The organism is Kitasatospora sp. NPDC056446, from assembly GCF_042796115.1.
GTDB lineage: Bacteria > Actinomycetota > Actinomycetes > Streptomycetales > Streptomycetaceae > Kitasatospora.
Genome location: NZ_JBHTRF010000035.1, coordinates 45,730 through 60,600 on the forward strand (window position 1 = coordinate 45,730; position 14,871 = coordinate 60,600).

The window sequence follows — 14,871 nt, forward strand, 5'->3', positions numbered from 1 at the left end:
CGGGCATCGGCGGCGCGGGCGTCAGCCGCGGCGCAGGCCGCGGTCCAGGGCGGCGATCGCGCTGCCCCGGTCGTCGTCGCCGTCCAGCGACCAGACCATCACGCCGCCCAGGTCGTTCCAGCGCGCGTACTGCGCCTTCTGGGTGAGCACCTCGGCGGTGTCGTAGCTGTAGAAGGTGGTGCCGTCGTACTTCCAGGACGCGCCGTGGTCGCGGTCCAGGTAGACCTTGCCCGGCAGCGCGTTGATCTCCCGGTACGAGTGGTCGGGCGCGGAGGCGGTGGCGCTCTGGAACAGGCCGCCGCGCTTGCCGGGGGCGACGCCCGTCCAGCCGTGGCCGTACAGCGGGGCGCCGAGGACGAGCTGCTCGGCGGGCAGGCCGCGCTCCTGGTAGTGCGTGACGGCCGTGTCGGCGCTGCGCCGGCGGGGGTCCGGGTCGGCCGGGTCGGAGTAGAGGTTGGCCTGGTGGTTGGCCGGGCCCTTGCCCTCCCAGGGGCCGTGCAGGTCGTAGGTCATCACGTTGAGCCAGTCCACCGACTCGCTCAGCTGGGGCAGTTCGAGCCGGTCGGCGACGGTCTCGTTGGCGGCCACGGCGGCGGTGAGCAGGTAGTGCTTGCCCTTCTTCCCGCTCAGCGCGTCCAGCTGGTCGCGGAACTCCCGCATCAGCAGGGTGAAGTTGCGCCCGTCCTCGGGGCGGACCACGTTGCCGGCGTCCCCGCCGCCGCCCGGGTACTCCCAGTCGATGTCGATGCCGTCGAAGACGCCCGCGGCCGCGCCCCTGCCGCCTTCCGGGGAGCCGGGCAGGACCGGCACGTCGCCCTTGAGGTAGAGGTCGATGCAGGAGGAGACGAACTTCTTGCGGGCGGCGTCGGTGGCGGCCGCGTCCGAGAAGTACTTGGACCAGCTCCAGCCGCCGAGCGAGATGACCGTGCGCAGCTGCGGGTTCTTCGCCTTGAGCTTGCGCAGCTGGTTGAAGTGGCCCTTCAGCTGCTGGCCGGGGGTGTCGGCCCTGCCGTCCACCGACTCGGCGGCGGAGAAGGCGCGTTGGTAGTCGTTGTGGGCGTCGCCCTGGCCGGATTCGTTGCTCTCGAAGCAGGTGCCGTCGGCGGAGACGTTGCCGAAGGCGTAGTTGATCACGGTGAGCTTGGCCGCCTGGCCGGATTCCTGGACCCGCTTGGCGGAGCTGTCGGCCCCCCACTGGGTGAAGTAGCCGACCCGCTGGCCCTTCAGCTTCGGGCCGTGCCTCCCGTCGTCGGCGTGGGCGGTGGCGGGGGCGGCGAGCAGCGCGGCGACGGTGGCGGCGGCGAGCAGGGCTGAGGCGCGAGTGGGCATACCGGACCTGTTCTCTGAAGCGGCGTCAAATGGTCTGGACCAGATGGGAAAGAGGTTTAGTCCATCTGCCGTTCACCGCACAAGAGGGCGGGCCTGGTCGGCGCAGCATGCAAAAGGGCCGGACCGCGGGTGCGGTCCGGCCCTTCGGCCCCGGGCGGGTGGGTTTCTGCCACCGTGCCCGGTCAGTCGATCAGCGGATCAGCCGATCAGCGAGCGCAGCACGTACTGCAGGATGCCGCCGTTGCGGTAGTAGTCCGCCTCACCGGGGGTGTCGATGCGGACGACCGCGTCGAACTCCTTGGCGGTGCCGTCGGCGCCGACCGCCGTGACCTTGACGGTCTTCGGGGTGCGGCCCTCGTTGAGCTCGGTCACGCCGGTGAAGGAGAAGGTCTCCTCGCCGGTCAGGCCGAGGGAGTCGGCGTTCTCGCCCTCCGGGAACTGCAGCGGCAGGACGCCCATGCCGATCAGGTTCGAGCGGTGGATGCGCTCGTACGACTCGGCGATGACGGCCTTGACGCCCAGCAGCGCGGTGCCCTTGGCGGCCCAGTCGCGGGACGAGCCGGAGCCGTACTCCTTGCCGGCCAGGACGACCAGCGGGACGCCGGCGGCCTGGTAGTTCTGCGAGGCGTCGTAGATGAACGACACCGGCGCCCCCCCGTCACCTTCGGCGGACCGGGTGAAGTCGCGGGTGTAGCCGCCCTCGGTGCCCGGCGCGATCTGGTTGCGCAGGCGGATGTTGGCGAAGGTGCCGCGGATCATCACCTCGTGGTTGCCACGACGGGAACCGTAGGAGTTGAAGTCGCGCTTCTCGACACCGTTGGCGGTCAGGTACTGCGCCGCCGGGGTGCCCGGCTTGATGTTGCCGGCCGGGGAGATGTGGTCGGTGGTGACCGAGTCGCCCAGCTTGGCCAGGACGCGGGCGCCGGCGATGTCGCTGACCGGGCTCGGGGTCTTGGCCATGCCCTCGAAGTACGGGGGCTTGCGGACGTAGGTGGACTCGGCGTCCCACTCGAAGGTGTTGCCGGTCGGGACCGGGAGCGACTGCCAGCGGTGGTCGCCCGCGAAGACGTCCTGGTAGCCCTTGTCGAACATGGCCTCGTCGATGGAGCCGGCGACGGTGTCGGCGACCTCCTGCTCGGTCGGCCAGATGTCGGCGAGGAAGACGTCGTTGCCGTCGGCGTCCTGGCCCAGGGCGTCCCTGGTGATGTCGATGTTCATGTTGCCGGCGAGGGCGTAGGCGACCACCAGCGGCGGGGAGGCCAGGTAGTTCATCTTGACGTCCGGGTTGATCCGGCCCTCGAAGTTGCGGTTGCCGGAGAGCACCGAGACGACCGCCAGGTCGGCCTCGTTGACGGCGGCCGAGACCTCCTCGGGCAGCGGGCCCGAGTTGCCGATGCAGGTGACGCAGCCGTAGCCGACCAGGTTGAAGCCCAGCTTCTCCATGTACGGGAGGAGGCCGGCCTTCTCGTAGTAGTCCATGACGACCTTGGAGCCCGGCGCCAGGGTGGTCTTGACCCACGGCTTGACGGTCAGGCCCTTCTCCACGGCCTTCTTCGCCAGCAGGGCGGCGCCCAGCATGACGGAGGGGTTGGAGGTGTTGGTGCAGGAGGTGATCGAGGCGATCACGACCGCGCCGTTGTCGATCTCGTAGGTCGAGCCGTCGGGGGCGGTGACGGCGGTCGGCTTCGAGGCCTCGGCGGAGTACGTCGGCAGCGCCTCGGCGAACCGCTCGGCGGCCTCGGCCAGGATCACGCGGTCCTGCGGGCGCTTCGGGCCGGAGATCGACGGGACGACGGTGGAGACGTCCAGCTCCAGGTACTCGGAGTAGACCGGCTCGACCGACGGGTCGTGCCAGAGGCCCTGCTCCTTGGCGTACGCCTCGACCAGGGCGAGCTGCTGCGCGTCGCGGCCGGTGAGCTTGAGGTAGTTGATGGTCTCGGCGTCGATCGGGAAGATCGCGCAGGTCGAACCGAACTCCGGCGACATGTTGCCGATGGTGGCGCGGTTGGCCAGCGGGATGGAGCCGATGCCGTCGCCGTAGAACTCGACGAACTTGCCGACCACACCGTGCTTGCGCAGCATCTCGGTGATGGTGAGCACCAGGTCGGTGGCGGTGGTGCCGGCCGGCAGCTCACCGGTCAGCTTGAAGCCGACCACGCGCGGGATCAGCATGGAGACCGGCTGGCCGAGCATGGCCGCCTCGGCCTCGATGCCGCCGACGCCCCAGCCCAGCACGCCCAGGCCGTTGACCATGGTGGTGTGCGAGTCGGTGCCGACGCAGGTGTCCGGGTAGGCCTGGCCGCCGCGGACCATGACCGTGCGGGCCAGGTGCTCGATGTTCACCTGGTGGACGATGCCGGTGCCCGGCGGGACGACCTTGAACTCGTCGAAGGCGGTCTGGCCCCAGCGCAGGAACTGGTAGCGCTCCTTGTTGCGGCCGTACTCGATCTCGACGTTCTGGGTGAACGCGTCCTTGGTGCCGAACTTGTCGGCGATGACCGAGTGGTCGATGACCAGCTCGGCCGGGGCCAGCGGGTTGATCTTGGCCGGGTCGCCGCCCAGCTCCTTGACGGCCTCACGCATGGTGGCGAGGTCGACCACGCACGGCACACCGGTGAAGTCCTGCATGATCACGCGGGCCGGGGTGAACTGGATCTCCTGGCTCGGCTGGGCGTTGTTGTCCCAGTTCCCGAGCGCGCGGATGTGGTCGGCGGTGATGTTCGCGCCGTCCTCCGTGCGGAGCAGGTTCTCCAGCAGCACCTTGAGGCTGTACGGCAGCCGCTCGGAACCCTCGACGGCGGAGAGCTTGAAGATCTCGTACGACTCGTCGCCCACCTGCAGCGAGCTGCGGGCGTCGAAGCTGTTCGCGGACACGACTGACTCCTTCTGGGTGCTTCGTGCGGTATCCGGCCGCCACGCGGTGGTAAGGTCAGCCTTACTTAGGCTTGCCTTGCCCGCATCGCCGGTGAGCGCCTCTCGGCAAGTATCTTGATGTCGAGATATATCGTAAAGGCCAGTTATCTCGATGTCGAGATAAACCATAGTGCATGCCGTGACTCACTGGTCGTCCGGGCCGCGCCGGGTGCATCAGCGCGGTTCCCGTCGCGGTTCCCATCATGGTTCCCCTCGCGCTCCCCGTCGCGGCCGCCCCGGAGTCCCGGCCGGGGGCGGGCCCGGGAAGCGGCCGGGGGCGGACCGGGAAGCGGGGGGCGGCGGCCGTCCCGGTACGGTGACGGGCGAATCGACGCACCGGGACGGACAGGAACCGACTGATGATCGTGGTGGACGCATCCGCGCTGGTACTGGCCCTGGCCGACGAGGGACCGCGCGGGACCGCCGCCCGGGCCGAACTCGCCTCCGACGGCGAATGGCTCGCACCCGAGCACATCGTGGTCGAGGTGATGCAGTCGCTGCGCGGCCTCTACCTCGCCAAGGAACTGACCGCCGAGCGCGTCTCCGAACTCACCGGCGAGCTGGCCGCAGTGGCGATCCGCAAGATCGAGGTGGCACCGCTGCTCGGCCGGATCTGGGAACTCAAGGACAACCTGACCCCGGACGACGCCGCCTACGTCGCGGTCGCCGAACGGTACGGGGCGCCACTGGTCACCGCCGACCTGCGGCTGATGCGGGCCAGCGGGCCGCGCTGCGAGATCCGCGGGATCCGGCGCGACCCGGCCTGAGGACGCGGTCCGAGGACGCGGCCGTCGAGGTGGACGGCGGTGTCCTTACCGGGCCGGCGCCGTTAGCAGGGTGACCGTCGCCCTGCCCCCGGAAGGCCCGACCGATGACCGCTCCGCTCGCCGCCGCCCTGCTGCCGCTGGCCCTGCTCACCCCCGCCGCCTCGCCGGTCTCCGTCGCCGACGCCGACTTCGACCCGGCCACCGCCTTCGTCGCGCCGGCCGCCATCAGCTACGCGGTCGACCTGGTGCCGTACGGCTCGCACGTCCGGGTCGTCACCGACCGCTCGGTGCCCTGGCGGACGGCGCTCACCCTGACGGCGTCCGGACTCGCCCCCGACCACGAGTTCCCGGTCCACCTGCACACCGGGAGCTGCGGGGCCGACCCGGCCTCCTCCGGGCCGCACTACCAGAACGCGGTCGACCCCGCGCAGCCGTCCACCGACCCGGCGTACGCCAACGAGCGCAACGAGCTGCGGCTGGTGCTGCGCACCGACGCCCAGGGCAGGGGCACCGCGACGACCGCGGTGGACTGGCAGCCGCGGCCGGGCGAGGCGCGCTCCCTGGTGCTGCACGCGGGCACCCCGGCCGGCCCGCACGCGGCGGGCGACCGGGTGGCCTGCGTCAAGCTGGAGCACTGACCCGAGGAGCCGGAACCGGGGACGGCGCGGGGCCGGGGGCGAGGGCGGGGACGGCCCAGGAGCGGGCCGCGGTCCCTCAGGAGCCCAGGGTGGCGACCAGGACCGCCTTGATGGTGTGCAGGCGGTTCTCGGCCTGGTCGAACACGATGGAGTGCGGCGACTCGAACAGCTCGTCGGTGCACTCCAGCTCGGTCATGCCGGTCTCCTCGTACATCTGCTGCCCGACCACGGTGCCGAGGTCGTGGAAGGCGGGCAGGCAGTGCAGGAACTTCACGGCCGGGTTGCCGGTGGCCCGGACGGTGTCCATGGAGACCTGGTAGGGCTTGAGCTGCTCGATCCGCTCGGCCCAGACCTCCTTGGGCTCGCCCATCGAGACCCAGACGTCGGTGTAGAGGAAGTCCGCGCCGGCGACGCCCTCGGCCACGTCCTCGGTGAGGGTGATCCGGGCGCCCGTCGACTCGGCCAGGGCCTGCGCCGACTTCTGCACGTCCTCGGTCGGCCAGAGCGAGCGCGGGGCGACGATCCGGATGTCCATGCCGAGCAGGGCGCCGGTGACCAGCAGCGAGTTGCCCATGTTGGAGCGGGCGTCGCCGAGGTAGGCGAGGGCGACGTCGGCGAGCGGCTTGACGGTGTGCTCGGTGACGGTGAGCACGTCGGCCAGCATCTGGGTGGGGTGCCACTCGTCGGTGAGGCCGTTCCAGACCGGGACCCCGGCGTGCGCGGCGAGCTCCTCGACGACCTCCTGGCCGTGGCCCCGGTACTCGATGCCGTCGAACATCCGGCCGAGCACCCGGGCGGTGTCCTTGATGGACTCCTTGTGGCCGATCTGCGAGGCCGCCGGGTCCAGGTAGGTGGTGGTGGCGCCCTGGTCGTGGGCGGCGACCTCGAAGGCGCAGCGGGTGCGCGTGGAGGTCTTCTCGAAGATCAGCGCGATGTTCTTGCCGCGCAGCCGGGGCTGCTCGGTGCCCGCGTACTTCGCCGCCTTGAGCCCGGCGGCGAGGTCCACCAGGAAGCGGAACTCCTGGGGCGTGAAGTCGAGCTCCTTGAGGAAGTGCCTGTTCCGGAGGTTGAAGGCCATGCCGGGCTCCTGGTGTGACGGGATGAGGGGGAAGGCTGGCAAGTATATACGACACTCGGAATTTCTATACAGAAGCCCGGCGGGTGAGGGGAGCCCCCGTCGGGACTCCCCTCCGCCGTGGTCCGGCCCTGGCGGTGCTCCGGGGCCGGGCGGAGCACCCCGAGGCCGGAGCACCCCGAGGCCGGAGCGCCCCGGGGCCGTCCGCCGCTACAGGCGCGGGTCCACCGGCTCGGACTCCAGCGCCAGCACCGCGAACACCGCCTCGTGCACCCGCCACAGCGGCTCGTCCGCCGCCAGCCGGTCCAGCGCCTCCAGGCCCAGCGCGTACTCGCGCAGCGCCAGCGAGCGCTTGTGGCCCAGCGTGCGCTGCCGCAGCCGGTCGAGGTGCTCCGTGTAGTCCGGTCCGTAGATGATCCGCAGGTACTCCCGGCCGCGCACCTTCACCCCGGGCTGCACCAGGCCGCCCGGCCGGCCCTCGCCGCGCGAGGTCCGCACCAGCGAGGCCAGCGGCTTGACCACCATGCCCTCGCCGCCCGCGCCGGTCAGCTCCTCCCACCAGGCGGTGGCGGCGGCCGTCGAGGCCTCGTCCTCGGTGTCCACCAGGATCCGCCCGGTGCGGTGCAGCACGGGCTCCGCCCCGTCGTCGGCCGCGACCAGGCGGTCGATCCAGGCCAGGTGCTCGTCGTGCGGGCGCACCGCCAGGTTCACCCGCTCGGCCGCCAGCAGCTGGAACGGCGCCAGCCGGATGCCCGACAGGCCCTCGGTCGGCCAGCAGTAGCGCCGGTAGGCCTCGGTGAACGCCCGCGCGTCGGCGGAGCGCTGCCGCTGGCGGGCGGTCAACTCGGCCAGGTCCAGGCCGCGGCTGGCCGCCCGGTCCAGCGCCGACAGCACCTCCGGCAGGACGGCGCCCGCCGCCGCGCCGACCGCCGCGTACTGGCGGCGCAGCAGCCCCACCGCCTTCAGCGACCACGGCATCAGCTCGGCGTCCAGCAGCAGCCAGCCGGTGCCCAGCTCCTCGAAGAGCCCGGCGCGCTCCGCCGCCGCCCGGACCCGGCCGAGCACGGCGGCGGTCAGCCCGTCGTCGTCGAGGAACGCGCGGCCGGTCCGGGTCCAGATCGCGCCGGGGCCGGCCACGCCGAAGCGCTCCTCCAGGGCGGCCTCGTCCCGGCCGACCAGCAGCACCGCGCGCGAGCCCATGTGCTTCTCCTCGCACACCAGGTGGCGCACGCCGTCCGCGCGGTATGAGAGGAAGGCCTCCTCCGGGTGCTCCAGGTAGCCGTCCCGGCGGGAGGTCGCGCTCGGCGCCATGGTCGGCGGCAGGTAGGCGAGCAGCCTCGGGTCCAGCGCGAAGCGGCTCATCACCTCCAGCGCGGCCGCCGCGTTCTCCTCCCGGACCGCGACCCGCCCGTGCAGGCCGGTCTCCACGGTCCGGCGCCCGGCCACGTCGGCGAGGTCCAGCGGACGGCCCTCGCGGGCGCCCGGCGCGTCGCTGATCAGCGGACGCACCGGGGCGTACCACTCGCGCTCGGCCTCGACGGACACCAGCTCGCGCTCCGGGTAGCGCAGCGCGGTCAGGCTGCCGCCGAAGACGCAGCCGGTGTCCAGGCAGATGGTGTTGTTGACGAAGCTCGCGGTCGGCACCGGGGTGTGGCCGTAGACCACCAGCGCCCGGCCGCGGTACTCCTCCGCCCACGGGTAGCGCACCGGCAGGCCGTACTCGTCGGTCTCGCCGGTCGTCTCCCCGTAGAGCGCGTGCGAGCGGACCCGGCCGGAGTTGCGGCCGTGGTACTTCTCCGGCAGACCGGCGTGGCAGACCACCAGGGCGCCGCCGTCCAGCAGGTAGTGGCTGACCAGGTCGCGCATGAACGCGCGCACCTCGGTCCTGAACTCCTCGCTCTCGCCGGCCAACTGGTCCAGCGACTCCTGGAGGCCGTGCGAGACGGTGACCTTCTTGCCGTCCAGCGCGCGGCCGAGCTTGTTCTCGTGGTTGCCCGGCACGCAGACGGCGTGGCCCGCCGCCACCATGCCCATCACCAGGCGCAGCACGCCCGGGGTGTCCGGGCCGCGGTCGACCAGGTCGCCGACGAAGACCGCGGTCCGGCCCCCGGGGTGCGCCGCGTCCACCGGGCGGCCCTCGGCGTCCCGGGTGAGGGCGTAGCCGAGGCGGGTCAGCAGGGTCTCCAGCTCGGAGCGGCAACCGTGGATGTCGCCGACGATGTCGAACGGGCCGCTGAGGTGGCGCAGGTCGTTGTAGCGCTTCTCCAGCTCGATCCCGGCCGACGCCACCTCGGCCTCGCCGCGCAGGATGTGCACCTTGCGGAAGCCCTCGCGCTCCAGACCGCGCAGCGAACGGCGCAGCTCGCGGTTCTGACGCGGGATGACGTGCGGCGGCAGCTGACGGTCCGGACGGGAACGGTTGCGCTCGGCGCACACCCCCGGCGGGACGTCCAGGACGATCGCGATCGGCAGCACGTCGTGCTCGCGGGCGATCCGCACCAGCTGACGACGGGCCTCGGGCTGGACGTTGGTGGCGTCCACGACGGTCAGCCGGCCGGCCGCCAGGCGCTTGCCGACGATGTAGTGCAGGAGGTCGAAGGCCTCGGCGGAGGCGGACTGGTCGTTCTCGTCGTCGGAGACCAGGCCTCGGCAGAAGTCGGAGGACACGACCTGGGTCGGCAGGAAGTGGCGGCGGGCGAAGGTGGACTTGCCCGCGCCGCTGGTGCCGACCAGGACGACGAGGGAGACGTCGGTGACCGGGAGGCTGCGGGGGGCCGCGGTGGGCTCGGTGGCCGCCGGGGCCGCGGTCGGCTCGGTGGTGTCGGTGGTCGCGGTGGTGTCGGTGGGCTCGGTGGTGTCGGTGGGCTCGGTGGTGTCGGTGGGCTCGGTGGTCCCGCCGGATGCGGCGTCGGTCATCGGGGTTCGCCTCCTTCGGGCGTCGTCGGGTCGGCGGTGTGCTCGGCGGCCGGCTCGGTGGTCGGCTGCGGGCCGGCGGTCGACTCGGCGGTGGCCAGGCCGGCGGTGTGCTCGGCGGCCGGCTCGGCGGTGCGGAACAGGGCGAGCTGGGTCGGCGCGCCGACCTCCTCGTCCTCCGGGCCGACCGGGCGCAGCACCACGGAGTAGCCGTAGGCCGCCGCGACCTTCTCGGCCCAGGCGCCGAACTCGGCCCGGGACCACTCGAAGCGGTGGTCGGCGTGCCGGACACTGCCCGCCGGCAGGGTCTCCCACCGGACGTTGTACTCGGCGTTCGGCGTGGTCACCACGACCGCCCTCGGACGGGCGGCGCCGAACACGGCGTACTCCAGTGCGGGCAGCCTCGGCAGGTCCAGGTGCTCGATCACCTCGCACAGCACCGCCGCGTCGAAGCCCTTCAGCCGGGCGTCGGTGTACGTCAGCGCACCCTGCGCCAGCTTCACCCGGGCCGCCTGCCGCTCCGGCAGCCGCTCCAGGCGCAGCTTGCGGTCCGCCGCCTGGAGCGCCCGCACGGACACGTCCACGCCGAGGATCTCGGTGAAGCGGGCGTCCTTCAGCAGCTCGCCGATCAGCTCGCCCTGGCCGCAGCCGAGGTCGGCCACGCGGGTGGCGCCCGACTCGCGCAGGGCGTCGAGGATCGCGGTGCGGCGCTGCTCGGCGAGGGAGGGGCCGCGGGGCTCCTTCTCCGCCGCCGGGCCCTGCCCGCCGCGGCCGGTGGCCCGGGCGGACTCGGCGGCCTCGGTGGCGGGCTCGGTGGCCCCGGTGGCGGGCGAGGCCGCGGTGGCCCCGGTCTCCTCCTCCGGCCGGTCGTCGACCGCGTTGTCGACCTCCTCGACCTCGCGGTCGTCCGCCTCCGCCAGCCGGGCCAGCTCCAGGCGCTCCATCGCGGTCCGGGTCAGCGACCAGCGCCGGGCGAGGTAGCGACGGGTGATCAGGGCGCGCTCCGGGTGGGCGGCCAGCCAGCCCTCGCCCGCGGCGAGCAGCTTGTCGACCTCGTCCGGGGCGACCCAGTAGTGCTTGGCGCCGTCCAGCACCGGCAGCAGCACGTACAGCTGCTGGAGCGCGTCGGCGAGCCGTACGGTCTCGGAGGCGAGCGCGATCCGCACGTACCGGGAGTCGCCCCAGTCCGGGAACGCCTCGTCCAGCGGGATCGCCGTCGCCTCGACCCGCCAGCCCAGCGGCTCGAACAGCCGGGCCACCATCGCCGGGCCGCCGCCCTCGCCCGCGCCGTTCGCGGGCACGGCGGGCAGCTCGATCCGCAGCGGGCGGGCCTGCCCGGGCAGTTCGGGGCGGGCCGGGCAGGCGCCCTTCATCGCGGACCTGAACACCGTCCGCAGCGCCACCGCGAGCAGCGAGGACGCGGCGTACGGGCGGTCGTTGACGTACTGGGCGAGCGCGAAGTCGGGCGAGCCGCCGCGGCCCTTGCCGTCGCCCCGGCCCTTGCGGACCAGCGCGACCGGGTCGATGTCCAGCAGCAGTGCCGCCGTGCAGGACTCGTCCTCCGCCTCGGGGTAGAAGACGTGGGCCTCGCCGTGCGACGTCGCGAACCGCTGGACCTTGCCGGGGTGCTTGTGCAGCAGGAACCCGAGATCCGTGGCCGGATTCTCGGCGCTGCCGGTGGTGGAGATCGACATGAACACCCGCCGAAGTATTGCCCAGGATTCGTGCCCTGAGCACCGGGTTTTCCCGTCCGGCCCCCGGCCTGCCGGGAGGTCCTCCGGGTGTGCCCGCGCCCTGGGCGCGTTCGCACGGTGGGCGTGTTCGGCAGCGGGGCCCCGCATTGGTTAACGTGCACGGTGTGACTGCTGAATCCACCTCGCTCGAATCCACCGCCCCGGCGAACGGCGCCGTGGCCGCCGGTCTGGCCACCATCGCCGCCGACGGCACCGTCCTCGACACCTGGTACCCCGCCCCCGCGCTCGCCGCCGAGCCCGGCCCGGCCGGGACCGTCCGCCTGACCGCCGAGCAGGCCGAGGCCGAGCTCGGCGCCGGCGCCGCCGAGGCGCTGCGCGCCGACGCGCGCCGCGGCGTCGAGGTGGTCGCCGTGCGCACCACCATCTCCTCGCTGGACGAGAAGCCGCTCGACACGCACGACGTGTACCTGCGCCTGCACCTGCTCAGCCACCGCCTGGTCAAGCCGCACGGCCAGAACCTGGACGGCATCTTCGGCCTGCTGGCCAACGTCGCGTGGACCAGCATCGGCCCCGTCCCGGTGGACAAGGTCGAGCAGGCCCGCCTCGCCGTGCGCGCCCAGGGCGGCCAGCTGGCCGTGTACGGGATCGACAAGTTCCCGCGGATGACCGACTACGTCGCCCCGACCGGTGTGCGCATCGCCCACGCCGACCGCGTCCGGCTCGGCGCGCACCTGGCCGTCGGCACCACCGTGATGCACGAGGGCTTCGTCAACTTCAACGCCGGCACGCTGGGCACCTCCATGGTCGAAGGCCGGATCAGCGCGGGCGTCGTGGTCGGCGACCACAGCGACATCGGCGGCGGCGCCTCGATCATGGGCACCCTGTCCGGCGGCGGCAAGCAGGTCGTCTCGGTCGGCGAGCGCTGCCTGCTCGGCGCCAACGCGGGCATCGGCATCTCGCTCGGCAGCGACTGCGTGGTCGAGGCCGGCCTCTACGTCACCGCCGGCACCCGGGTGACCACCCCGAACGGCACGGTGGCCAAGGCCGTCGAGCTGTCCGGCCAGGACAACCTGCTGTTCCGCCGCAACTCGCAGACCGGCGCGGTCGAGGTCATCGCCCGCTCCGGCTCCTGGGGCGGCCTGAACGCCGACCTGCACGCCCACAACTGACCTGCGGGCAGAGTCCGTCGGGGCCCGGTACCGGACGGTGCCGGGCCCCGCTCGCGTGACGGGCGGTCCGGGCGACGCGCGCTTCCGTACCATCCGCTCTCCTTTCCGTCTCACGAAGTCCCGTCCCGCCGGCTCCGTCCTTCTCGCTCCCGGCCCGCCGCTCCCCGCTCACGAACTCCGGAGCACCACGAGCCGCTGGGTCGCCCGGGTCATCGCGACGTAGCGGTCGACCGCGCCCTCGATGCCCTCGCCGAACGCGTCCGGGTCGACCAGGACGACCAGGTCGAACTCCAGCCCCTTCGACAGCCCCGGGGTCAGTGACCGGACCCGGGGCCGGGCCCGGAAGCCGGGGGCGCCGATCACGCACGCGACGCCCTCGGCGTGCTCGGCGAGCCAGCTGTCCAGGACCGTGTCCAGGTCGGACACGGACCCGTGCAGGACGGGGATGCCGGTGCTGCGGACCGAGGTCGGCACGTTGGCGTCCGGCAGCGCGGCCCGGATGGCCGGCTCGGCCTCGGCCATGACCTCCTCCGGCGTCCGGTAGTTGATGCTCAGCGAGGCGACCGTGCTCCGGTCGAGCCCGATCCGCTCCAGCCGCTCCTGCCAGGACTCCGGGAAGCCGTGCCGGGCCTGCGCGCGGTCCCCGACGACGGTGAAGCTCCGGGAGGGGCAGCGCAGCAGCAGCATCTGCCACTCCGCGTCCGTCAGCTCCTGGGCCTCGTCCACGACGATGTGCGCGAACGGGCCGAGCAGCGGCTCGGGGTCGGCGACGGGCAGGGCGGTCTCGTCGACCAGGGTGTCCTGGAGGTCGCGTCCGCTCAGCATCGTCACCGCGCCCTCGCCGTCGTCATCGGCCTGGAGCAGGCCGCCGATGACGTCGGACATGCGGGCGCGCTCGGCCGCGACCGCGGCTTCGCGGCGGCGTTGGCGCAGGCCCGCCTCCGGATCCCCGAGCCGCTGCCGGGCGGCGTCCAGGAGCGGCAGGTCGGACACCGTCCAGGCCTGCGGGGCGTCCTTGCGCCGGAGCCTGCGGACCTCCTCGGGGTCGAGCCAGGGCGCGCACATCCGCAGGTAGGCGGACACCGACCAGAGGTCGCCGACCAGGTCGGCGGCGTCCAGCAGCGGCCACGCGCGGTTGAGGACCTCCACCAGCGCCCGGTCCTGCCGCAGCGACCGGCGGAGCATCTCGGGCGACACCTCCGTGTCGTCCTCCGCGTCGGCCGCGTCCGCCAGGTCCAGCTTGTCCATCAGGATCGTGGTGAGCTCGTCCCAGATCTGCTCGCGGGCCTCGTTGTGCGGCGTCCCAGGGTCCGGCGCGGCGAAGGCGTCGGACCAGTCCTGGGCGCTCAGCCGGAGGTCACCCCAGTGGGTGGTGACCGTCATCCCCTCGGCGGGCGGCTCCTCATAGAACCGGACGGCCTTCTCGATCGCCTTCACCATCCCGACCGAGGACTTCAGCCGGGCCGCCTCCGGATCGGCCTCGTCCCCCGCCGTCGCCCCTTCGGCGACCAGGTCCCGCACGGTGCAGGTCCGCACCCCCTCCTCGCCCAGGCTGGGCAGGACGTCGGCGACGTAGGCCAGGTACGGCTGGTGCGGGCCGACGAACAGCACGCCGCCCCGCCGGTGGCCGAGCCGCGGGTCGGAGTACAGCAGGTACGCGGAGCGGTGCAGCGCGACGACCGTCTTCCCGGTGCCCGGGCCGCCGTCGACCACGAGGGCGCCCCGGGACCCGGCCCGGATGACGGCGTCCTGGTCGGCCTGGATGGTGGCGAGCACGTCCCGCATCCGGGCCGACCGGTTGGCGCCCAGGCCGGCGATGAACGCGGACTGGTCGTCCAGCGCGGCGTGCCCCTCCAGGGCCTCGGTGGTGAACACCTCGTCCCAGTAGTCGCCGATCCGGCCGCGGGACCAGCGGTACCTGCGGCGGCTCACCAGCCCCATCGGGTCCGCGTGGGTCGCCGCGAAGAACGGCTCGGCCGCGGGCGAGCGCCAGTCGACCAGCAGCCGGCGCCCCTCGCTGTCGGTGAGGCCGAGCCGCCCGATGTACAGCGGCTCGGGGTCGTCCGCGCCCACGACGTGGCCGAGGCACAGGTCCAGACCGAAGCGGCGCAGCGTGCGCAGGCGGCCGGTCAGCCGGTGGACCTCGATGTCCCGGTCCATCGCCTGGCGGCCGACACCACCCGGCTCCCGGCGCAGGGCGTCGAGGCGGTCGGACAGCTCGGCGATCGCCTGCTCCAGGCTCTCCGCGATGGCCGCGAAGTGCCGCTCGTCGCCGTCGATCAGCGCCGGGTCGGCCTTGGCGGAGAGACGCTCGGGAAGGTCGAACGCGCTGGTGGTGAGGGGGGTCATGGGCATCAGCTCCGATCTGAGGCC

Annotated in this window: 9 protein-coding genes; 3 read left to right on the forward strand and 6 right to left on the reverse strand. The window is 73.0% G+C overall.

Annotated elements, in window-relative coordinates; genetic code table 11:
* Positions 1–21 precede the first annotated feature (21 nt).
* On the reverse strand, positions 22–1,329 hold the full coding sequence (locus ACFQ6N_RS22255) for a glycoside hydrolase family 18 protein (protein ID WP_380651568.1): 1,308 nt from the start codon (positions 1,327–1,329) through the stop codon (positions 22–24).
* Positions 1,330–1,527: 198 nt separating this feature from the next.
* Positions 1,528–4,203 (reverse strand): aconitate hydratase AcnA, encoded by a 2,676-nt coding sequence (gene acnA / locus ACFQ6N_RS22260; protein ID WP_380651571.1) that lies wholly within the window; start codon positions 4,201–4,203, stop codon positions 1,528–1,530.
* Between the two features lie 398 nt (positions 4,204–4,601).
* On the opposite strand from acnA, the gene ACFQ6N_RS22265 reads away from it, so the two are divergent.
* Together ACFQ6N_RS22265 and ACFQ6N_RS22270 are read left to right on the forward strand one after the other, a co-directional pair.
* Positions 4,602–5,009 carry a type II toxin-antitoxin system VapC family toxin gene (locus ACFQ6N_RS22265; protein WP_380651574.1) on the forward strand — a complete coding sequence of 136 codons (408 nt, stop codon included), beginning with the start codon at positions 4,602–4,604 and terminating at the stop codon, positions 5,007–5,009.
* Between the two features lie 104 nt (positions 5,010–5,113).
* Complete coding sequence (locus tag ACFQ6N_RS22270; RefSeq protein ID WP_380651576.1) at positions 5,114–5,647, forward strand: superoxide dismutase family protein; 534 nt, start codon at positions 5,114–5,116, stop codon at positions 5,645–5,647.
* 76 nt (positions 5,648–5,723) lie between these two features.
* Here ACFQ6N_RS22270 and argF read toward each other — a convergent pair whose 3' ends face one another.
* The 3 genes from argF to ACFQ6N_RS22285 all read right to left on the reverse strand — a co-directional run bounded on the left by argF (position 5,724) and on the right by ACFQ6N_RS22285 (position 11,335).
* Positions 5,724–6,725, reverse strand: coding sequence for an ornithine carbamoyltransferase (argF, locus tag ACFQ6N_RS22275; protein WP_380651579.1), 1,002 nt, complete (start codon positions 6,723–6,725; stop codon positions 5,724–5,726).
* A gap of 207 nt (positions 6,726–6,932) precedes the next feature.
* The gene (locus ACFQ6N_RS22280; RefSeq protein ID WP_380651582.1) at positions 6,933–9,638 is read right to left on the reverse strand and encodes a polynucleotide kinase-phosphatase; all 2,706 of its coding nucleotides are present in this window, start codon (positions 9,636–9,638) and stop codon (positions 6,933–6,935) included.
* Positions 9,635–11,335, reverse strand: coding sequence for a 3' terminal RNA ribose 2'-O-methyltransferase Hen1 (locus tag ACFQ6N_RS22285; RefSeq protein WP_380651585.1), 1,701 nt, complete (start codon positions 11,333–11,335; stop codon positions 9,635–9,637). Before ACFQ6N_RS22285 ends, ACFQ6N_RS22280 begins: the two co-directional genes overlap by 4 nt.
* 158 nt (positions 11,336–11,493) lie before the next feature.
* Between ACFQ6N_RS22285 and dapD the strand changes: the two genes are divergently transcribed.
* Positions 11,494–12,498: a 2,3,4,5-tetrahydropyridine-2,6-dicarboxylate N-succinyltransferase gene (gene dapD / locus ACFQ6N_RS22290; protein ID WP_380651587.1), complete on the forward strand. Its 1,005-nt coding sequence runs from the start codon at positions 11,494–11,496 to the stop codon at positions 12,496–12,498.
* Between the two features lie 168 nt (positions 12,499–12,666).
* Here the strand turns inward: dapD and helR are convergent, their stop codons facing one another.
* A complete protein-coding gene (helR, locus tag ACFQ6N_RS22295) occupies positions 12,667–14,847 on the reverse strand; it encodes an RNA polymerase recycling motor ATPase HelR (RefSeq protein WP_380651651.1) in 2,181 nt (726 codons plus the stop codon).
* Between the last annotated feature and the right edge of the window lie 24 nt (positions 14,848–14,871).